Here is a 20530-nt window from a genome sequence, read left to right on the forward strand (position 1 = left end):
CCGTGAGCCCGGCCGTTCTGCCTGTTTGAGAGGCGCAGATTGTATCAACCCGCGCGCCAAACCCGTTGCCTCGCCGCAATCGGCGCGAGTGGTGCTGTAAAACGCGCGCTCTCCATGAATCAATTCCGGACGCGCATCCGCTTGCATGCAGGACCGAAGCCAAACCCGCGCCGCGCACGAATTTTGGTCAATGCAGGACACGGTTATCGCGCCGTTAAAAACGCGGCCGATCCCCGGTAAAATCTACGACTTTCGGAGGAGTTGGCTGGAGATGCGAATCGTCGTGTTCCGCGCGGTCCCCAACGTCGCGGCGGCGGCTGTCAAGACGACGTGAGTTTGCCGCCGGCTCACAGCCTAATTCTTAACCCTGATGCGGCGTTGGGTTATAAGGATGCAGCATGAGTCCCCGCCGCATCGCCCCTCTCCTGCTCGTCATGACGCTCGCCGTCATAAAAATCCTGGCCGCCGGCGACGCGCTGGCTCAGGACAAGGGCAGCGTGAACGCAAAACCGCTGCCGCCGCTGGCCAATCCCAACGATCCCACGATCGGCGCCAGGGAGCTGTTCGCGCGAAAACTGCTGCCCTCGAAGGGATCGGCCCATGTCATCGGCTCCTACACCAGGGGCTGCATCGGCGGCGCGGATCAGATGCCGCTCAACGGCGACAATTGGCAGGTGATGCGGCTGTCGCGCAATCGCAGCTACGGCCACCCCGACATGATCGCGCTGATCAAGCGCCTTGCGGCCAGGGCGCGCAAGGACGCGGGATGGCCGGGCATTCTGGTTGGCGACATCGCCCAGCCGCGCGGCGGGCCGGCGCTGTCGGGCCATGCCAGCCACCAGATCGGTCTCGACGCCGACATCTGGCTGACGCCGATGCCGGACCGACGTCTGTCGCGCGAGGAGCGCGAGGAGATGTCGGCGGTGATGATGGTGCGGCAGGACCGTCTCGACATCGATCCCAAGGTGTTCACGCCCGCCCATGTGCTGGTGCTGCGCGATGCGGCACAGGAGCCGGCGGTGCAGCGCATCTTCGTCAACGCCGCGATCAAGAAGGCGCTGTGCCGCGAGGCCAAAGGCGACCGTTCCTGGCTGTCGAAGATCAGGCCGTGGTGGGGCCACGATTATCACTTCCATATCCGCATGCGCTGCCCGGCGGGCGCGGGCGAATGCGAGGGCCAGCCGTCGCAATCCGAGGACGAGGGCTGCAAGCCCGCCGATCTCGCCTACTGGTTCTCCGACGGCGTGCTGCACCCCAAACCGCCGCCGGAGCCGCCCAAGCCGAAACCGCCGATGACGCTGGCCCAGATGCCCGCCGCCTGCAAAGCGGTGCTGCACGCGGGCGATGCGAAGCCGTAAGGCGTGCTGCAGCCTATTAACGTACGGTGCCGCCTCACCCACCGCTGTCGTCCCGGGGCGCGAAGCGAGCCCGGGACCCATAGCCACAGGGAGTGGTTGTGGCGCGAAGCAGGTCACTCCGGGTCTTCGCCAAATTTCTCTCTGTGGTTATGGATCCCGGGCTCGCGCTACGCGCGCCCCGGGATGACGAACTAGTTGTTTGGTTCGCACCACCCAAATGCGCTAGGATTGCCTTGCCGCCAGGCCGTAAGCCCGCGGCGTCCCGGGACGCGCATCCCGTCGTTCAAAAAAGCCCAACCGCAAGCCCCGCGTCTTCCGCGTGGCCAACGATGAGATTTGACATGCGCGTCCTCACCTTCCTCGCTGTGCTCTCGCTCGGCGCGACCTCCGCTCTCGCCGCCGAGGAGCCGAGCGGCTGCGATAAGTTCAAATGGCCGATCGAGCGCGAGCGCGCCGCGCTCACGGCGCCGGATCGCGCGAAGCTTGCATCCGGGAGCGAACAGGCAGCCCTGCCCTCGTCCGCCATCACGCTGGGTCTGGTCGCACCCGCGGACGCAAAGCTGCCGACGCCGCCGGAACGGGCCCCGAAGGACGGCACCTTTGCCGGCTTCACCGGCATCAAGGCGCCGAAGGCGGGCCTCTACACGATCAGCCTGTCCAGCGGGGCCTGGGTGGACGTGGTCCAGGACGGGCATGTCCTCAAGCCGGTGGCCTTCAGCGGCGCCACCGATTGCGACGGCATCCGCAAGACCATGAAATACGAGCTGTCGGACAAAGCGTTCGTGGTTCAGGTCAGCGGGGCCAGGGACAATTCGCTCTCGATCGCGATCCTGCCGGCGCAATAGGCCGATCTGGCGGGGCAAACGGCCGCCTTTGACCTGAGGCGCCGGCCTGCTATCTTCGCAATTGCGATATCCCTGCCGGCCGTAAGCCGTCGCAGGGACCCGTGGAACAGCGCGTCCGCCCGTCGCGACCTGACTTAACCCAACGCCAGATTTGCGTGTGCATTTGTACGCGCGAGCTCGCACGGAGCGCTATCTCATGATTCGTATTGCCGGACTTTTCACCGCCTTCGTGATCCTCGCGGGCGCGAGCCTTTCGCCCGCCGCCGCCGAGGACAAGACCATCACCGTGTTCGCTGCGGCGTCGATGAAGAACGCACTCGACGAGGTCGACGCCGCCTACACCGCCAAGACCGGAATCAAGTTCAGCGTCAGCTATGCCGCGAGCTCGGTCTTGGCAAAACAGATCGAGCAGGGCGCGCCGGCCGACGTGTTCGTCTCCGCCGACACCGACTGGATGGACTACGCGGCGAGCAAGAAGACCATCAACGAGCCTTCCAGAGTCAATCTGCTCGGCAACAGCATCGTGCTGATCGCCCCGAAGGATTCCAAGATCGACAGCGTCACCATCGCGCAGGGCTTCGACCTCGCAAAACTCGCCGGCGACGGCAGGATTGCGACCGGCGACGTCAAGTCGGTTCCCGTTGGCAAGTATGCCAAGGCGGCACTGGAGAAGCTCGGCGCCTGGCAGGCGGCCGAGCCGAAATTCGCGATGGCCGAGAGCGTGCGCGCCGCTCTGACGCTGGTCGCGCGTGGCGAGGCCAATCTCGGCATCGTCTATTCGACCGACGCCAAGGTCGAGCCGGGCGTGAAGATCGTCGGCACGTTCCCGGCGGAATCGCATCCCGCGATCATCTACCCCGTCGCGGCGACCACGACCGCGAAGCCCGAGACCAACGACTATCTCACCTTCCTGCGCTCGACCGCAGCCAAGACCATTCTGGAAAAATACGGCTTCAAGTTCCTGGTGAGCCCCACGACTTAATTTTTGCAACCTGAATTTTCGTGTTCGACATCTCTCCCGCCGAATGGACGGCGATCCTGCTCTCGCTCAGGGTCGCTGTCATTGCAACCCTGGTCGCAACGCCGTTCGGCATTGCGCTGGCGTGGCTGCTCGCCCGCAAGAATTTCTGGGGCAAGTCGGTGCTCGACGCCGTCGTGCATCTGCCGCTGGTGCTGCCGCCCGTCGTCACCGGCTATCTCCTGCTGCTCACCTTCGGCCGTCGCGGCCTCGTCGGCGGCTTCCTCGCTGACACTCTCGGCATTGTCTTCGCGTTCCGCTGGACCGGTGCAGCACTCGCCTGCGGCATCATGTCGTTTCCGCTGCTGGTGCGTCCGATGCGGCTGTCGATCGAGGCGATCGACCGCCGGCTCGAGCAGGCCGCCGAGACGCTCGGCGCCGCTCCCTGGAAAGTGTTCTTCACGGTGACCTTGCCGCTGGCGCTGCCCGGCGTCCTCGCCGGCATGGTGCTCGGCTTTGCCAAGGCGATCGGCGAGTTCGGCGCCACCATCACCTTCGTCTCCAACATCCCCGGCGAGACCCAGACGATTTCGTCGGCGATCTATTCGCTGATCCAGACGCCTGATGGCGACAGGGCTGCAGGGCGGCTCGTGATCGTCTCGGTCGTGCTCGCGATCGGCGCGTTGATATCAGCCGAATGGTTCGCCCGCCGCGCCACGCAACGCCTGCACGGGAACTGACCATGCTGCGCGTCGACATCGAGAAACAGCTCGGCGAGTTTTCGCTGTCTGCCTCCTTCACCAGCGAGGGACGCGTCATCGGCCTGTTCGGTGCATCCGGTGCGGGCAAGAGCTCGCTGGTCAACATGATCGCCGGCCTGCTGCGGCCCGATCGCGGCACCATCGTGATCGACGGCGAGACGGTCGACGACACCGCGGCCGGCATTCACGTTCCGACCTTTCGCCGCCGCATCGGCTATGTGTTCCAGGACGCGCGGCTGTTTCCGCATCTCAACGTCGCGCAGAACCTCGACTACGGCCGCCGCATGAACGGCCTCGCGACCGATCCTGCCCAGCACAAGCGCGTCATCGATTTGCTCGACATCGGCGCACTGCTGGACCGCCGCCCCGGAAAACTCTCCGGCGGCGAACGCCAGCGCGTCGCGCTTGGCCGCGCGCTGCTGTCGAAGCCGCGCCTGCTGCTGCTCGACGAGCCGCTCGGCGCGCTCGACGAGGGCCGCAAGCTGGAGATTTTGCCGTACCTGGTGCGGCTGCGCGACGAGGCCAATGTCCCCATGGTCTATGTCAGCCACGACGTCGCCGAGCTGCGCCAGCTCGCGACGCAGATCGTGATGCTGAAGCAGGGGCGGGTGACGTCGTTCGGCGGGGTGAAGGTGCTGACGTGAGGGGTCTGTAGCCCACCACCGCTGTCATGCCCCGCGAAGGCGGGGCATCCAGTACGCCGCACCGTCTCGACTCTAACATGACTGCCTCTGGAATACTGGATCGCCCGCCTCCGCGGGCGATGACACCGAGATTGTGGCGGCGGCTCGCAAACGAGCCTCTCTCAAACCCCCGCCACCGACGTCCACACCTCGGCAAGCTTCTTCCGCAGCGCCTGGCGGCGCGTCAGCGGGGCCGGCGTCTCGTCGTCTTCCGGCAGGCGGAGGCCGACGACGCTGACGCGGCCGCCGGAGATGTTGCGCGCGACCAAAACGATCTCGTCCAGCGGCAGCTCGGCACCCTCTTTGGGCGCGCGGTCGAGATGGACGTCGAACCAATCCGCCAACGTCAATACACTCTCGTCCTCGCTCACCTTCACGCCGTAGATCCCGGCGAGTTCGGCAAGCGTGTGCTCGGCGGAGACCATGAAGTCGCCGAGCAGATGCGGATCCGGCGCCGAGCTCGGCTGCATATCGACGAAGAAGCGATCCAGCGCCTCGGCCTTTTCCGGCGGTGCCAGCAGATAGATGTAGTCGCCCGGCGCGATCGGATCGGCCTCGGTGGGCGTCAAGATGTTCTCGTTGCGGATCACCAGCGTCGGCTTGGACCAGGACGGGATCAGGCCACGGCGGAAGTACAGGCTCTTCGGCCGCACCGGATAGCCGACGAGCTGCTGCTCGAGCTGGCCGGGCAGATCCAATTCGACACGCCGCGGGCCGCGCTCGGCGCGCGGCAATGCGACGTGCAGCTTGCGCGCGGCCGGCGCCAGCGTCCAGCCTTGCAGCAGCAGCGAGATGATGACGACGACGAAGGCGACGTCGAAATAGAGATAGGCCTTCGACAGGCCGACCAGCATCGGAATCGAGGCCAGGAAGATCGCAACGGCACCGCGCAGGCCCGTCCAGGCGATGAAGATCTTCTCGCGCCAGTTGAAGCGGAACGGCGCCAGGCACACGAACACCGCGATCGGCCGCGCGACCAGCATCAGCACGAATGAGACCCCGACCGCCGGCAGAATGCTGGCGCCGAGCCGGCTCGGCGAGACCAGCAGGCCAAGCAGCACGAACATCACGATCTGCGCCAGCCAGGTCGCTGCATCGAGGAAGGCCACCACCGAATTATGCGCGCGCGTCGGCCGGTTGCCGATGATGATGCCGGCGAGATAGACCGCGAGGAATCCCGACGCGTGCATGATCTGCGAGCCGCCGAAGATCACGAGCGCGGCCGTGGTCACAAACGGCGCGTGCAGGCCTTGCGGCAGCGCGACCTGGTTGAGGGCGATGACGACGAGGCGCCCGCCGAGGAAGCCGACGGCGGCGCCCAGCACCGCCTCCTGGATGAACTCCATCGCCACGTGGCCGGCCGAGCTCGATCCCAGCGAGATGTATTCGACCAGCATCAGGGTGAGGAAGATCGCGAAGGGATCGTTGGTGCCGGATTCGGCCTCCAGCGTCGCACCGACGCGCGGGCGCAGGCGCAAGCCCTGGGTATGCACCAGCAGGAACACTGCGGCGGCATCGGTCGAGGCGATGACGGCGCCGACCAGCAGCGATTCCGTCCAGTTGAGGTCGAGCGCGTATTTGGCGAACGGCGCCGTGATCAGCGCGGTCAGCAGCACGCCGACGGTCGCGAGCACCACGGAGGGGGCGAGCACGGTGCGGATGCTGGCAAAGCGCGTCTTCAGGCCGCCGTCGAACAGGATCAGGGCCAATGCCACCGAGCCGACCAGATAGGTGGTGCGGACGTCGTCGAACTGGAGCTGCCCGGGACCGGAATCGCCCGCGAGCATGCCGATCGCAAGGAAGACCAGCAGCAGGGGTGCGCCGAAGCGCAGCGCGAGCAGGCTCGACAGGATACCGGCCATGACGAGGACGGCGCCGAGCAATATGGCGAGGCTGACAGAGTCGAGGGAAGCCATCCACCTTCCGGGTCAAATTTGCTGGATAAGCATCCTTATCGTCGGCAGACTCCCGCGCCAACCCATTTTCTCCAGTTCGCGGCAATCTGCCCGTATTTTGCGGCCTTAACGCGCTTCACTTCGCGGTGTATCGGTGGCCCGGCCGCGGCCTTTGTGGGATTCTGCGGCTCCCTCGAATCAATTCCTCCCGCCCGCTTCCCCGACGAGACCGACAGACATGGACCTCAAAGACTTCATGGAGTTCGTGCAGACCACCGCACGCAGCGTCGGGGCGGAAATCTCCTCACCCTGGTTCTACCTGCAATTCGGCCTGATCCTGGCCGCGGCCGGCATCGCCTATGCCGCCGAGACCGCCGTTCGCAACCGCATCGACATGAGTTCGCTGGCGATGCGCTGGCCGCTGCCGCTTCGGCACTTCGCCCGGGTGATGGTGACCAGCGCCTCCACGGCGGTGTTCACGCTGCTCGTGATCGTCTCCCGCGTGGTGATGTACCATGCGACCTGGCCGAGCCGCTCCTACCTGCTGATGGTTGCCGCCAAACTGGGACTGGCCTGGCTCGCGATCCGGCTCGTGACCTCGGTGCTGCGCAATGCCTCCATCGTCAAGCTGGTGTCGATCACGGCGTGGTTCGTCGCCGCGCTGTCCATCCTCGGCCAGCTCGATGCGACGGTGGATCTGCTCGATTCCTTCGCCATCGTGCTCGGCGGATTGCGGCTGACGCCGCTGCTGGTGATCAAGGCCGGCGTGCTGCTGCTCATCGCGCTCTGGGCCACCAACATCGCCAGCAATTTCGCCGAGAGCCGGATCAATTCGACCACCGACCTGACGCCGTCGGTGCAGGTGCTGCTGGTCAAGATCATCCGTATCGGGCTGCTGGCCATCGCAATCGTCATTGCGCTGGGCGCGGTCGGCATCGACCTCTCCGCGCTCGCCGTGTTCTCCGGCGCGGTCGGCGTCGGCATCGGCATCGGCCTGCAGAAGATCGTCGCCAATTTCATCTCGGGGATCATCCTGCTCGCCGACAAATCGGTGAAGCCCGGCGATCTCGTCACCATCGGTGACAACACCGGCCGCATCAGCGCGATGAAGACGCGCTATATTTCCGTCGCCGCCGGCGACGGCCGCGAATTCCTGGTGCCGAACGAGGATCTGGTGACGCAGAAGGTCGTCAACTGGACCTACACCGACAAGAACACGCTGGTGAAGATCTCCTTCGGCACCAATTACGACGCCGACCCCAGGCTCGTCTGCAAGCTCGCGGCCGAGACCGCGGCCGCCCATCCGCGTGCACAAAAGGGCAAGCCGCCGAACAGCATCCTGACCGAGTTCGCGGAAGCCGGAATGAAGTTCTCGCTGACCTTCTGGATCGCGGATCCCGACGGCATGGACGGCGTCAAGAGCGACGTCATGCTGGCGCTGTGGGACGCCTTCAAGCGCGAGGGCATCCGGGTTCCCTACCCCGTCCGCGAGATCCGCGTCCGTGGCGGCGCCCTGCCGGTGGAAACCACCGTGGAAGTCCCGAATTAGGCCCGCTTTCGGGCCCAACGGGCTCGCTCCGGGCACGCTTTGCTTGCATGACAGCCCGCGATCATTAGATTAGGGCCTCAAATCAAGCCTTTTCCGCCGACATCGAGCCCGCAAAGACCTGACACGCATGAGCTACGTCGAAGCCTCCGATACCTCCCTGCGCAAGACCGGACAGATCAAGCTGCATGGGCCGAGCGCCTTTGCCGGCATGCGCAAGGCCGGCGCGCTGGTGGCGAAGTGCCTTGACGAGCTCACCGACATCGTCGGGCCCGGCGTGCCGACCGATCGCATCGACGAGTTCGTCCGCGACTTCGCCTTCAGCCACGGCGCCTATCCGGCGACGCTGATGTATCGCGGCTATCGCTATTCGACCTGCACCTCGCTCAACCACGTGGTCTGCCACGGCATGCCCGGCGACCGCCCGCTGAAGGACGGCGACATCGTCAATATCGACGTCACCTTCATCGTCGACGGCTGGTACGGCGATTCCAGCCGGATGTATGCGGTCGGCCCGATCGCGCGCAAGGCGGAGCGGCTGATCGAGGTGACGTATGAGGCGATGATGCGTGGCATCGCCGCCGTCAAGCCCGGCGCCACCACCGGCGACATCGGCCACGCCATCCAGAGTTTTGTCGAGCCGCAGGCCATGAGCGTGGTGCGCGATTTCTGCGGCCATGGTTTGGGCCGCATGTTCCACGACGAGCCGAACATCATCCATATCGGCCGGCCTGGCGAGGGCGTTCAGCTCAAGCCCGGCATGTTCTTCACCATCGAGCCGATGATCAATCTCGGCAAGCCGCATGTGAAGATCCTCTCCGACGGCTGGACCGCGGTGACCCGTGACCGCTCGCTGTCGGCGCAGTTCGAGCACTCGGTCGGCGTGACCGCGACGGGCGTCGAGATCTTCACGCTGTCGGAACGGCACGGCGAGAAACAGATCGGGTGATCATTACCACCTGATCTAAATTGGATTTGCCGCCGCAATTGACGGTTGCAAAAGCAGGGTTCCCCGGCAATGCTGGCGGCCGATGCCCGCCAAGCCCGACCACGACAAGAACAAGCCTGACGACGCGCCGCATTATCTCGGCCATCGCGAACGGCTGCGCGAGCGCTTCTACAGCGCCGGCGCCGATGCGCTCAGCGATTACGAACTGCTCGAGATGGCGCTGTTTCCGGCGCTGCCGCGGCGCGATACCAAGCCGCTGGCGAAGATGCTGATCAAGATTTTTGGTTCATTCGCCGAAGTGGTGCACGCGCCGGTGGCGCGCCTGCGCGAGATCGACGGCGTCGGCGAAGCCACGATCAACCAGCTCAAGCTGATCGCAGCCGCTGCAAGCCGGGTGACAAAGGGCGAGGTCAACAGCCGCAACGCGCTGTCGTCCTGGAACGAGGTGATCGACTATTGCCGCTCCAGCATGGCCTTTGCTGAGAAGGAGCAATTCCGCCTGCTCTTCCTCGACAAGCGCAACCAGCTGATCGCCGACGAGGTGCAGCAGACCGGCACCGTCGACCACACCCCGGTCTATCCGCGCGAGGTGATCAAGCGCGCGCTGGAATTATCCGCGACCGCGCTGATCCTGGTGCACAACCACCCCTCCGGCGATCCCTCGCCCTCGCAGGCCGACATCCAGATGACGAAGGCGATCATCGACATCGCCAAGCCGCTGGGCATCGCCGTGCATGATCACATTATTGTGGGCAAGAGCGGGCATGCGAGTTTGCGCGGAATGCGGCTGATCTAAAGCGCGATCAGATTCGGACGAATCGTCATCGCGCTTTAGGTTGTTGTTTGAGCATGATCTTTTCGAAAAACCGCTTCGCACTTTTCCGGATCATGCTTTTGCGACTGGCCGCGCAATCTGCCTAACGCGCGGTCTGGCCATCCCGCTTGATGGGATCGCTGCAAATCCATGCAGCCCCCTGCATCGCGCGATCGATCGCATCACCGGATGCGAACATGCATTGATCAAACGCCCGTCAAGGCGGCGCGCTGCTTCGCGCGGAAGGGATCGTAATTCCACCGGAATGTTGGTGCATCCTGGCGATGCATGTTTCGTCATGTTCGCTTCACGACCGTGACGCAATTGTCGAAACGGCAACTCTCATTGTGCAAATCTCAGGAAGTTGATCAATGTCCGGCGGCATACCTCTGCGTTTTGGTGAACGTGTATTCAACGTGAAGGATTTTGGAGCGATCGGCGATGGACTGGCGCATCCATTGAGTGCGTTTTTTGCCAATCTTGCTGCGGCTCAAGCCGTGTATCCGCGGGCGACAGCCCTCACGGAATCGATCGAGTGGCATGCTCATCAATTGGCCATCGATACGGCGACGACCGCCGGCGGCGGCATCATCTATTCACCGGCCGGCACCTACATCATGTCGGCTGCGACGGCCACAGCTCCGGGTTCACTCAAGTTTCCTCTTCGCATCGACAATGCCACGACTGCTCCGGGCGTAAACAATGCGCAGGTCCACTGGATGGGTGACGGCGATATCATCACTCAACTTCAATGGACCTTGGACATGGGCTCATCGCCCGGGACTGCGTATGCCGTCATGTGCGGGCAGCAAGCCGGAAGTCCGAGCAACACGACCGACTCACGCTACTTGGCGACCAACTTCGCAACCAGCGCTGCCTGGTTTCGCGACCTGTGCCTGATCGGACCGGCCGTCAGCATAAATACGATTGGCGCGACCGGGTGCAATGTGAGCGGAATCTGCTGGGCGGCCCATCGCATGCTGACCAATGTTCGAATTTCGGGGTTCTATGCCGGCCTCGATATCGTCGGCGATCACACCGCATTCAGGCATGTGCAGGTCGATCGCTGTTACTATGGCTGGTACATCAATCAGAATTCGCCGTACCTCTATGGAGACCTTGCTGTCGACGGCAAATGTTCGATCGGCAACTGTCGAATGGCATGCATCGGTTTTGCGTATGGCGGCGCCATGGGCACCTGGCAAATATCCGGCCGCATGTTCATGGGCACGTCCCCGTTCGGCTTTTTCAAGGAAGCGACGCCGGCTTCCCCCCCCCATGACGCCCGCCGGGACGTTCCTTTCAGGAATTGCGTTCGATGCGTTGTTCGTCGAGGCCTTGGGCAATGCCTTCATCTGGGACGACAACCAGCGGGCCAATGGCAATACCAACGCCACGACTCTGGATCGATGCGTCTTCCGCAATTTGACCCTGCCGGGCTGGAATGACGCGCTCCGTCTGCCAGGTTACGACCGGTGCCATATTCTGATCGGCAACATGAATGGCTGCCGGTTCGAGAACGTCACCAAACTGGATGCGAACGGATGCACCCGCCCTCTCATCGATGTTCAGGGATCGATGTATGGTGAGAGCGTTCTCACGGGAGACATTGAGGCGATTATCACCAGTTGCGGTGCCGTCGGCGGCCAGGGTATCTATTCCGCCGTTACGGTCGCAACCGGAGGCTCGAATTATGCCGTTGGCGACCTCATCGTGCTGGCTGGCGGCACTCTGGTCGGCAGCGCAAATGCCGCGATCCTGCGTGTCGCCACCGTCACGGGGACCGCGATCGCATCAGTCACAATTTGGGGTACCGGCCTTTATTCGACACTGCCGACGACCGCGACGCAGGCGTCAACAAGTGGTTCGGGTTCGGGCGCAACCTTCACGATCGGAGGAACCGCCGGGTCTACGCCCCTCTTGTTCAGGGCGGTCGACATTGCCTGCAAGCGTATGGCGGTCGAGCATACGCATGGAGATGGCGCACTCGGTTGTTACAAGGGACATGTGTGGGCAGTTTACAACGGCCACGCGGTCACAGCGCAGCAGGCCGTCTGCAACCTGTTTTACGGCGTTCAACCGGCGACAGATACGGCTGTGGGGGCGTTCATCGGATTGGCGCGAACAAGCTGCTCATTTTCGGGAGGCAATGTGATCGTGGCCGAGGAAGGCGACGACATTCCCTATCTTGCGACGGGCACGAATACGGGCCAGACCCTCAAGAAGCTGACCTCGACCGCCGGCGCGGTGACAGATGCGACCGGCATTTCCGACGGACGCGTCGTCGGGTTCGCCAATTTTTCCAGCAAGATGCAGCTCTTCAAGAGACGAAACTAGGCTGAACCCGCTCCGCGGAAGGACGGATTACCGGGGGGCATTTCGCGTGCGCCGCATCGTCGTCGGCGAGATCGGCGATGCGGCTGATCTCGCCACCCCAAATCACGTAGCAAGAGCGGCATGTGAGCGACTGGCTGCACAATCTGCCGGTGCCTGTGATGGCGCTGGCGATCTTCGGATTCACCTATCTCCTCGCCGCGGCGATCTTCGCGGGCACCGAGCCCGTGGCCCCGTCAGTTCAACGCGAGACAGTGACGTCCGGGAGCATGATGCCCCGCGAACCCGGCAACGCCTACTGACGCAGCATGATCAGGGGATCGGCGGTGTCGGGGACGCGCCGCCATTGCGCGTTGTCGTCGGCCTCGAACTGCCAGACGTCGCCTGATTTCGACATCAGGATGATCTGGCCGCGCTCGAGGCGCCATTGCGTCGGGTTGAACTGCGCGATGGTCGCGTCGCATTTCGGCTTGAGGAAGACCTGGAAATTGTCGGGCCCGGCCTCGGTGTTGGTCAGCGTCAGCCCGCACACCGGCTGGCCGTTGCCGCGCACCATCGACCAGTCGCCGATCATCTGGTCCATCGACTTGGCCATCGAGCGGGCCGCGGCGAGATCCTGGAGGATGTAGACGCCTTCGCCCTGCCGCAGGCCTTCGAAGATGCCGGCCTCGACCTCGGTGAAGTCGATCACCGATTCACCGGTCGCATCCTGCAAACGGACGATGTCGAGCCCCCTGACGCTCCAGGCCACGATGTCCTTGGTGAAGGGCAGCGCGGTCTTGCAGGCCGGCTCCAGCTCCAGCTTGAAGGCCTGGCCCGCGGCGTCGCCTTTCATCGTGACGACGCAGGTCTTGCTGCGCTCGGTGGTCGAGAGCTCCCACTGCCCGAGCATCTCCTTCTTCAGGGTCGTCGCATCCTGTGCATGCGCGATGCCGATCGCGGCCACGCAGGCCGCGATCGCGAATGCGACGCCCCGAAGAAGGTTCATCAGCGCCCCTTGAACGGCGTTTCGGCAACCGGCGTCAGCGGCGCCTTGCCTGAGAACCAGGACTTGAGGTTGTCGACCACGAGCTGATCCATCGCGTTGCGCGTGACGACCGACGCCGAGCCGATATGCGGCAACAGCACGACGTTCTGCATGGTCTTGAGCTCGTCCGGCACGTTCGGCTCGGCCGCGAACACGTCGAGGCCGGCGGCCAGGATGGTGCCGGACTTGAGCGCCTGCACCAGCGCCGCCTCGTCAACGACGGAGCCGCGCGCCACGTTGACCAGCACGCCGCGCGGGCCGAGCGCCTTGAACACCTCCGCATTGATCATCTTGTTGGTCGAGGCTCCGCCGGGGACGATCACCATCAGCGTGTCCACCGCCTTCGCCATCTCGATCAGGTCGGGATAGTGCTTGTAGGAGACGTCCTTCGAGGGATTGCGGGAGTGGTAGACCACCGGCACCAGCGAGGCATCGAGCCGGCGCGCAATGGCCTGGCCGATCCGGCCCATGCCGACGATGCCGACCTTGCGGTCGCGCAGCGAGCCGACGCTGAGCGGGTAGTTCTGGGTCTGCCACAGGCCGGAGCGCACATAGCGATCGGCCTTGATGAACTCACGCACGGTGGAGATCAGGAGGCCCATCGCGACGTCGGCGACCTCCTCGGTCAGCACGTCGGGCGTGTTGGTGACGATGATGTTGTGCTCGGCCGCGTATTTGGCGTCGACGTGGTCGTAGCCGACGCCGAAGCTCGCCACCATCTCGATCTTGGGCAGCTGCGACAGCGATTCCTTGTTGGCGTGGACCGTGTGATAGGTCACCGCCACGCCGCGGATCTTGTCGCGGACCGCCGGCGTCAGCCGCTCGAGGTCGCCGCGCGTCTCGGCCTTGTGCACGACGAAATGATCGGAAAACCCGTTCTCGAGGATCGGCCGCACCGGACCATAAATCAGAAGGTCGATCTTTTCGGACGAAATCGAACCGGTAGACATCAGTTTTCCTTTCCAAGCGCGCTTTCGTGCCAGCGCCGTAAAACGAGGTGGGAAACTAACGCCAGCACCCCATAGATGACAATCCCGGCCAGCGACAACAAAAGCAGCGCTGCGAACATGCGGGGTATGTTCAATCGATAGCCGGATTCGGCGATCCGGTAGGCAAGCCCGGAGCCCGCACCGGCCGTTCCCGCCGCGATTTCGGCCACGACCGCGCCGATCAAGGACAGGCCGCCTGCAATGCGCAGGCCCCCGAGAATATAGGGCAACGCCGCCGGCAGCTTCAGAAAGCGCAGCGTCTGCGGCGGCGAGGCGCCATAGAGCTGGAACAGGCCCGCAAGGTTGCGATCGACCGAATTGAGCCCGAGCGTGGTGTTCGACAGCACCGGGAAAAAGGCGACGATGAAGGCGCAGACGACGACTGCGGTCTGCTGCTCCAGATAGATCAGCAGGAGCGGCGCAATCGCGATCACCGGCGTCACCTGGAGCACGATTGCATAGGGGAAGAGCGAATATTCGACCCATTTCGACTGGTTGAACAGCAGCGCCAGCGCGATGCCGCCGATGCTGGCGGCGACGAAGCCTTCCAGTGTCGTCAGAAGCGTGGCCGCGAGCGATTGTGACAGCACCGCCCAGTCCTTGATCAGTGTCAGGACGATGACCGAGGGCGCCGGCAGCACGTAAGGCGGGATGTCCTTGATGCGGACCAGCAGTTCCCAGGCGAGCAGTCCCGCCGCGAACACGATGACGGGCAGCACGAAGGGCATCGCGCGCTGCACGCCTGACGGCCTTGCGGTGACGGCGGCTTGCGGGTTCATAGCGTCGACTGCTCCGAATAGGCCGGCGCCAGCGCGGCCGACACGCGCCGGCAATAATCGGAATAGGCGGCCGAGGTGCGAAACGCCTCGCCGCGCGGCTCGACCGTCTCGATGCGGATGTCGGCCTGGATGCGGCCGGGCCGCGCCGTCATGACCACGACGCGCTGCGACAGATAAACGGACTCGAACACCGAATGGGTGACGAAGATGACGGTCTTGCCAAGGCTGCGCCACAGCGCCAGCAGATCGTTGTTGAGACGGAAGCGCGTGATCTCGTCGAGCGCGGCGAACGGCTCATCCATCAGGAGGATATCGGGATCGGTGACGAGCGCGCGCGCCAGCGATACCCGCATCTTCATGCCGCCGGAGAGCTCGCGCGGGTAGGCATCGGCGAAATCGGCAAGGCCCACGCTGGCCAGCACCCGATCGGCCCGCGCACGCGCGTCCGCCTTCGGCACGCCGGCGAGCTTCAGCGGCAGCCGCACGTTCTCGCGCACGCTGGTCCAGGGCATCAGGGTCGGCTCCTGAAACACGAAGCCGATGCCGTGCCCCGGTTGCGGCGCGCCCTCGTGGCGCGCCACCCGCACGATGCCTGACGACGGCGCACTGAGCTCTGCAATGATGCGCAGCGCCGTCGACTTGCCGCAACCGGACGGGCCCAAAAGCGAAATAAACTCGCCTTTGCGCACGGCAAGATCGAACGGACCGAGCGCCGTGACGCCATTGTCATACGCCTTCGTCACGCCACGCAGGCTGACGGCCACGGCCGTCAGGCCGGTCTCGACACCGGAGGTTTTGGCTGACGACATCGACCTTGCGCTACGGCTTGCTCGGGCGCAGCTCGACGCCGACGCCCTTGTTGACGAAGCGCAGCGTGTAGGACTTGCGGAAGTCGAGATCAGGCTTCACGACGCCGGCCTTCACCATCTTGTTGAAGAAGGAGGTGTAGCGATCGTCGCTCATCGCGCCGATGCCGTTCCTCAAGGACTCGCCGGAATCGACGATGCCGTATTCCTTCATCTTGGCGACGGAGTATTTCAGCAGCTCGTCGGTCATCTCCGGATTGAGCTTCTTGATCAGGGCATTGCCGGCGGAATTGTCGCGGTAGATGTAATTGTACCAGCCGATCATGGAGGCATCGACGAAGCGCTGCACCAGGTCCGGCTTCTTCTCGACGACATCGCGCCGGGTCTCGATCAGGGTCGAATAGGTGTTGAAGCCGGAATCGGCGAGCAGCAGCACGTTGGGCTTGAAGCCGGCGGCCTTCTCGACCGCGAAAGGCTCCGACGTCACGTAGCCCTGCATCGCGCTCTTCGGGTTGGCAATGAAGGGCTGCGGATTGAAATTGTAGGGGCGGACGTTCTTCTCGTTGAAGCCGTATTCCGACTTCAGCCACTGGAAATAGCTGGTCATGCCCTCCTTGGACACGAACAGCGTCAGCGGCTTGAGATCCTCGATCTTCGCGACCTTCGCGTCCGGCTGCGTCAGCATCACCTGCGGATCCTTCTGGAACACCGCGGCGATGGTCACGACGGGAACGTTGTTGGCGACCGCGTCGAACGACATCAGCGTGTTCGCGGCCATGAAGAAATCGATCTTGCCGGCAATCAGCAGCATCCGGTTGTTCTCGTTCGGACCGCCGGGAACGATGGTGACGTCGAGGCCGTATTTCTTGTAGGTGCCGTCGGCGACTGCCTGGAAGAACCCGCCATGCTCGGCCTCGGCGACCCAGTTGGTGCCGAAGGTGACCTTGTCCAGCGTCTCGGCGCGCGCCGCTACAACCGAGACCAGAGCGGCCATCAGGCCCGCCGCAAGTGCTCGCCGCAGATGAGAGGGGGTCATAATGGCACTCCGTCGATCGCTTCCAGCCCAATCGCGTCTGGCTCACGTGAGCGCAACGCGATAGAACCGCATGAAGTTCGGGGACGCGAGCCGGCCTGGCCCGCGTCCCCTCATACACCCAAAATACGTGACAAATTCGGGCAAAGAAACCTCGATGATGCCTTCCCGCGACTGGTCCGATATCCGCTGGGCCGAGACCGCCCTTTCGGATGCGTCGCGCTGGATCGCGGTGCTGCCTCTTGCGGCGACCGAGCAGCATGGCCCGCATCTGCCACTGACCACCGACGTGCTGATCGCGGACGCGTATCTTGCGCGTGTGCGCGAGCTCTTGCCCGATACCATTCCGGCGACGTTCCTGCCGGTCGAACCGATCGGGATTTCCACCGAGCATATCGACTATCCGGGCACGCAGACGCTGCCGACCGACATCGCGCTGAAGCGATGGACTGCAATCGGCGAGGACGTCGCGCGGCGCGGCGTGAAGAAGCTCGTCATCATCACCAGCCATGGCGGCAACAGCGCGGCCATGATGCTGATTGCGCAGGATCTGCGCGCCCATCGAAAAATGTTCGTGGTGACGACGTCGTGGTCGCGGCTGTCGGGTGCGGACAGGCTGTTCGCGGCGGATGAAGTGCGGCACGGCATTCATGGCGGCGCGGTCGAGACGTCGATCATGCTGGCACGCTATCCCGATCAGGTGCGCAGGGAGGCGATCGCGGATTTTCCCGCGAGCAGCATCGCGCTGGAAAAACAATATCGCTGGCTGTCGACGCAGCGTCCCGCGCCGTTCGCCTGGCAGGCGCAGGATCTCAACGCCTCCGGCGCAGTCGGCAATGCGACGCTCGGCGTGGCTGCGAAGGGCGAGCAGTTGCTCGACCAGGGAGCGACGGCCTTCTGCGAGCTTTTGGCCGAGGTCGATAACTTCGACGTGAACAGGCTCGCCAAAGGCCCTCTCGGCTAGCACCCATCATCCTGGAATTATTCAGGAAAAGGCCGAACTTCACGGCCGCTTTTCGCGCATTCGAACCCGACGCGAGGAGCCTCCGTCCAACTGAGCACGCGGGCCACAACGGACCGCCTCAACCCGGATGGAGTTTCACATGTCGATCAAGACCAAGATTGCCGCCGTCGCTCTCGCGACCCTCGCCGTCACCGGCAGCATCGTGTCCACCACCTCTTCGGCCGAAGCCAAGCAGCCCGGCTGGGTCTGGGGTGTGGGTGCCGGCATCGCCACCGCCGCCGTCATCGGCTCCGCGGTCGCCGCCAGCAACGACCCCTATTACAACGGCTATCACCGCTGCGGCTGGGTCGCCCAGTACAACGCCTTCGGCCAGTACGTCGGCCGCGTTCGCAGCTGCTACTGATTTGAGTACCTGAGGCCGATCTCACGTGGATCCTGCGTCCGACACGGGCGCCTCATCCACCCCGTGTCGTGCCCCGACCCCGCCCGGCTGTCCCCCCGGGCGGGGTCATCTATTTTGGGCCCTGCGAATTTGTTGCAGCTCCGTCACACAAGGGTGCCAACCATCATCAGCGGTCACCCGGATTAGTTGCTATTGCGAATTAATCGCAATAAACTTTGGAACAAGCAGAGGGGCTTGGGAAGAAATCTCGTCGAATCGGCATCGTCTGGGTCTGGCCGGTCAGCACCCAAGACCTGATGACAGGGGCGCCGCGAATCAGCAGGGATATCGCGGCGGGTGACATTTCGCGTTTGGGGGCGTGCGTTTTGAAGTTGAGCGGTCATCGACACCGGTACATGCGGACGGCCGCGGCGATCGCCTCGGGCGTGCTGGCCCTGCCAGGCGCGAGCCTTGCGGCAGATCTCCCGCTCAAGGCGCGGACGGCAAAAACCCTCTACAACTGGACCGGCTTCTATGCCGGCGGCCATTTCGGCTACGGCGATTCAAGCTTCGGACCCGGCACCCATTCGCTGCCGCTGCAAGGCGTGATCCTGCCGCCCAGCGCCACCGGCTTCAACGGCGGCTATCAACTCGGCTACAATCGCCAACTCGCGAACCGTATCGTGCTCGGCATCGAGGCGGACGCCACGTTCACCGGTGCGCGCGATATCGTCGCGCATGAGCGGTCGCCAACTCCGTTCAACACCACGCTTGATTACGTCGGCACCGTGCGTGGCCGCATCGGTTATGCCTTCGACCGCTTCTTGCCCTTCGTCACCGGAGGGTTTGCCTGGGGCCATACGCACATCAACGTCAACGATGCCGATGGAGTCTCCGAGCTGTTTCCGGTCGGAAAGTACCAGGCCGGCTGGACGGCGGGACTCGGCCTCGAATTCGCGGTCAGCGGCAACTGGACCGCAAAGGCCGAGTACGATTACGTCGCGCTGTCGCGCCGAACCTATGATCTCAGCGGGTTTGGCCTCGCCAATGTCGATGTCGAGCCGCGCGTTCACCTGTTCAAGCTCGGCCTCAACTACCAGTTTGGCGATACGCCCTGGATGCCTGTTATCAACGGCAAGACCAAGCTGCCAGAATCCGCTGACTGGAACGTTCACGCCCAGACGACCGTGCTGCCGCAGGGCTATGGGCCGATCCGCTCGCCCTATGCGAGCCCGCAAAGCCTGCCCGGCAGCGGCCAGTTTCAGGCGACATGGACCACGACCGCGTTCCTCGGCGCGCGGCTATGGGACGGCGGCGAGTTCTATTTCAATCCTGAGCTGGCGCAGGGCTTCGGCATCAACGGCACGCTCGGACTTGCCGGCTTCTCCAACGGCGAGGCGCAGAAAGCCGGCGCCCCGTTCCCGAAAATCCGCGCGCAGCGCTACTATTTCAAGCAGACGTTCGGCCTCGGCGGCGAGCAGGAAGAGGTGCCCGACGCGCCGAACCAGCTTGCCGGCAAGCGTGATATCGACCGGGTCACGCTGATCGTCGGCCGTTTTGCCGTCGGCGATTTCTTCGACGGCAACTCCTACGCCAAGGATCCGCGCGCAGACTTCATGAACTGGGCGATGTGGTCGTCGGGGGCGTACGATTTCCCCGCCGATCTGCCCGGCTACACGCGCGGCGCCGTGGTCGAGCTCAATCGCAAGGATTGGGCCGTGCGCGGCGGCCTGTTCCAGGTGCCCGATGCGCCCAACAGCGATACGCTGGTCTACAAGAAGGGCGGCGCGGTCCTGGAATTCGAGGAGCGCCATGCGATCTTCGAGCAGCCCGGCAAGCTGCGCGTCGGCGTCTTCGCCAATGAGGGCAACACCGCGAACTACAACGAAGTTGTTGCGCAGGCCGCCGCGAACCCCGCACTCGACATCAACGACATCGCGGTCGCGAACCGGCGTACCCGCTCCAAATACGGCTTCTACGTCAATCTCGAGCAGCAGCTCGTCACCGATGTCGGTCTGTTCGCGCGCGCGAGCTGGAACGACGGCCAGAACCAGATCCTGTCCTTCACCGACATCGACCGCAGCGTTTCAGCCGGCCTGTCGATCAAGGGCAGCCGCTGGGGCCGGCCGGACGACACGATCGGCATCGGCGGCGCCATCAACGGCCTGTCGGCCGCGCATCGCGACTTCCTCGCAGCCGGCGGCGTCGGCCTCCTGATCGGCGACGGCCGTCTCAACTACAGCAACGAGCGGATCCTCGAAGCGTATTACGCCTACTCGGTGATCAAGGGCGTCACTCTCACCGCCGATTATCAACTCATCACCAATCCGGCCTACAATGCCGATCGCGGGCCGGTCTCGATCTTCTCGGGACGTCTGCACGCCGAGTTCTGACCGGCATAACCGGG

20 protein-coding genes are annotated in these 20530 nt (G+C 64.1%); 14 read left to right on the plus strand and 6 right to left on the minus strand.

The features are described 5' to 3' along the window. The first annotated feature begins 398 nt into the window (after positions 1 to 398). From mepA to modC, 5 genes are all read left to right on the plus strand, one after another. On the plus strand, positions 399 to 1358 hold the full coding sequence (mepA, locus tag AB7532_RS33290; RefSeq protein WP_441238880.1) for a penicillin-insensitive murein endopeptidase: 960 nt from the start codon (positions 399 to 401) through the stop codon (positions 1356 to 1358). Between the two features lie 341 nt (positions 1359 to 1699). Then, positions 1700 to 2203, plus strand: a complete 504-nt coding sequence (locus AB7532_RS33295; RefSeq protein ID WP_441238881.1) for a hypothetical protein — start codon at positions 1700 to 1702, stop codon at positions 2201 to 2203. 196 nt (positions 2204 to 2399) lie between these two features. Beyond that, positions 2400 to 3185 (plus strand): molybdate ABC transporter substrate-binding protein, encoded by a 786-nt coding sequence (modA, locus tag AB7532_RS33300; protein ID WP_441238882.1) that lies wholly within the window; start codon positions 2400 to 2402, stop codon positions 3183 to 3185. A gap of 20 nt (positions 3186 to 3205) precedes the next feature. After that, positions 3206 to 3901 carry a molybdate ABC transporter permease subunit gene (gene modB / locus AB7532_RS33305; RefSeq protein WP_441238883.1) on the plus strand — a complete coding sequence of 232 codons (696 nt, stop codon included), beginning with the start codon at positions 3206 to 3208 and terminating at the stop codon, positions 3899 to 3901. Positions 3902 to 3903: 2 nt separating this feature from the next. After that, positions 3904 to 4566: a molybdenum ABC transporter ATP-binding protein gene (gene modC, locus AB7532_RS33310; RefSeq protein ID WP_441238884.1), complete on the plus strand. Its 663-nt coding sequence runs from the start codon at positions 3904 to 3906 to the stop codon at positions 4564 to 4566. Between the two features lie 161 nt (positions 4567 to 4727). On the opposite strand, the gene AB7532_RS33315 is transcribed toward modC, so the two are convergent. Next, positions 4728 to 6521: a potassium/proton antiporter gene (locus AB7532_RS33315; RefSeq protein WP_441238885.1), complete on the minus strand. Its 1794-nt coding sequence runs from the start codon at positions 6519 to 6521 to the stop codon at positions 4728 to 4730. Positions 6522 to 6738: 217 nt separating this feature from the next. Here AB7532_RS33315 and AB7532_RS33320 point away from each other — a divergent pair, with 217 nt between their 5' ends. The 6 genes from AB7532_RS33320 to AB7532_RS33345 all read left to right on the plus strand — a co-directional run bounded on the left by AB7532_RS33320 (position 6739) and on the right by AB7532_RS33345 (position 12445). Further along, on the plus strand, positions 6739 to 8049 hold the full coding sequence (locus tag AB7532_RS33320; RefSeq protein WP_441238886.1) for a mechanosensitive ion channel family protein: 1311 nt from the start codon (positions 6739 to 6741) through the stop codon (positions 8047 to 8049). A gap of 127 nt (positions 8050 to 8176) precedes the next feature. Further along, on the plus strand, positions 8177 to 8995 hold the full coding sequence (gene map, locus AB7532_RS33325) for a type I methionyl aminopeptidase (RefSeq protein WP_441238887.1): 819 nt from the start codon (positions 8177 to 8179) through the stop codon (positions 8993 to 8995). A gap of 82 nt (positions 8996 to 9077) precedes the next feature. Continuing rightward, positions 9078 to 9791, plus strand: coding sequence for a RadC family protein (radC, locus tag AB7532_RS33330; protein WP_441238888.1), 714 nt, complete (start codon positions 9078 to 9080; stop codon positions 9789 to 9791). 389 nt (positions 9792 to 10180) lie between these two features. Then, positions 10181 to 11257 carry a hypothetical protein gene (locus AB7532_RS33335; protein ID WP_441238889.1) on the plus strand — a complete coding sequence of 359 codons (1077 nt, stop codon included), beginning with the start codon at positions 10181 to 10183 and terminating at the stop codon, positions 11255 to 11257. Next, positions 11235 to 12146: a hypothetical protein gene (locus AB7532_RS33340; protein ID WP_441238890.1), complete on the plus strand. Its 912-nt coding sequence runs from the start codon at positions 11235 to 11237 to the stop codon at positions 12144 to 12146. The genes AB7532_RS33335 and AB7532_RS33340 overlap by 23 nt, the downstream gene beginning before the upstream one ends. 122 nt (positions 12147 to 12268) lie before the next feature. Continuing rightward, the gene (locus AB7532_RS33345) at positions 12269 to 12445 is read left to right on the plus strand and encodes a hypothetical protein (protein WP_441238891.1); all 177 of its coding nucleotides are present in this window, start codon (positions 12269 to 12271) and stop codon (positions 12443 to 12445) included. On the opposite strand, the gene AB7532_RS33350 is transcribed toward AB7532_RS33345, so the two are convergent. The 5 genes from AB7532_RS33350 to AB7532_RS33370 are packed head-to-tail and all read right to left on the minus strand — an operon-like array spanning position 12439 to position 16780. Continuing rightward, positions 12439 to 13131, minus strand: a complete 693-nt coding sequence (locus tag AB7532_RS33350; protein WP_441238892.1) for an AprI/Inh family metalloprotease inhibitor — start codon at positions 13129 to 13131, stop codon at positions 12439 to 12441. The two genes, AB7532_RS33345 and AB7532_RS33350, sit on opposite strands and share 7 nt — an antisense overlap. Next, complete coding sequence (locus tag AB7532_RS33355; RefSeq protein WP_441238893.1) at positions 13131 to 14120, minus strand: 2-hydroxyacid dehydrogenase; 990 nt, start codon at positions 14118 to 14120, stop codon at positions 13131 to 13133. Before AB7532_RS33355 ends, AB7532_RS33350 begins: the two co-directional genes overlap by 1 nt. After that, positions 14120 to 14938 (minus strand): ABC transporter permease, encoded by an 819-nt coding sequence (locus AB7532_RS33360; RefSeq protein WP_441238894.1) that lies wholly within the window; start codon positions 14936 to 14938, stop codon positions 14120 to 14122. The genes AB7532_RS33355 and AB7532_RS33360 overlap by 1 nt, the downstream gene beginning before the upstream one ends. Continuing rightward, on the minus strand, positions 14935 to 15747 hold the full coding sequence (locus AB7532_RS33365; RefSeq protein WP_441238895.1) for an ABC transporter ATP-binding protein: 813 nt from the start codon (positions 15745 to 15747) through the stop codon (positions 14935 to 14937). Before AB7532_RS33365 ends, AB7532_RS33360 begins: the two co-directional genes overlap by 4 nt. A 10-nt stretch (positions 15748 to 15757) precedes the next feature. After that, positions 15758 to 16780, minus strand: a complete 1023-nt coding sequence (locus AB7532_RS33370) for an ABC transporter substrate-binding protein (protein WP_441238896.1) — start codon at positions 16778 to 16780, stop codon at positions 15758 to 15760. Positions 16781 to 16934: 154 nt separating this feature from the next. On the opposite strand from AB7532_RS33370, the gene AB7532_RS33375 reads away from it, so the two are divergent. The 3 genes from AB7532_RS33375 (at position 16935) to AB7532_RS33385 (ending at position 20516) form a co-directional block, all read left to right on the plus strand. Continuing rightward, positions 16935 to 17741, plus strand: a complete 807-nt coding sequence (locus tag AB7532_RS33375) for a creatininase family protein (protein WP_441238897.1) — start codon at positions 16935 to 16937, stop codon at positions 17739 to 17741. Positions 17742 to 17880: 139 nt separating this feature from the next. Next, the gene (locus AB7532_RS33380) at positions 17881 to 18144 is read left to right on the plus strand and encodes a hypothetical protein (protein WP_441238898.1); all 264 of its coding nucleotides are present in this window, start codon (positions 17881 to 17883) and stop codon (positions 18142 to 18144) included. A 395-nt stretch (positions 18145 to 18539) separates the two neighbouring features. After that, on the plus strand, positions 18540 to 20516 hold the full coding sequence (locus tag AB7532_RS33385; protein ID WP_441238899.1) for a carbohydrate porin: 1977 nt from the start codon (positions 18540 to 18542) through the stop codon (positions 20514 to 20516). Positions 20517 to 20530 lie beyond the last annotated feature (14 nt).

This window comes from Bradyrhizobium sp. 930_D9_N1_4 (assembly GCF_052076015.1).
In the GTDB taxonomy this organism is placed as follows: domain Bacteria; phylum Pseudomonadota; class Alphaproteobacteria; order Rhizobiales; family Xanthobacteraceae; genus Bradyrhizobium.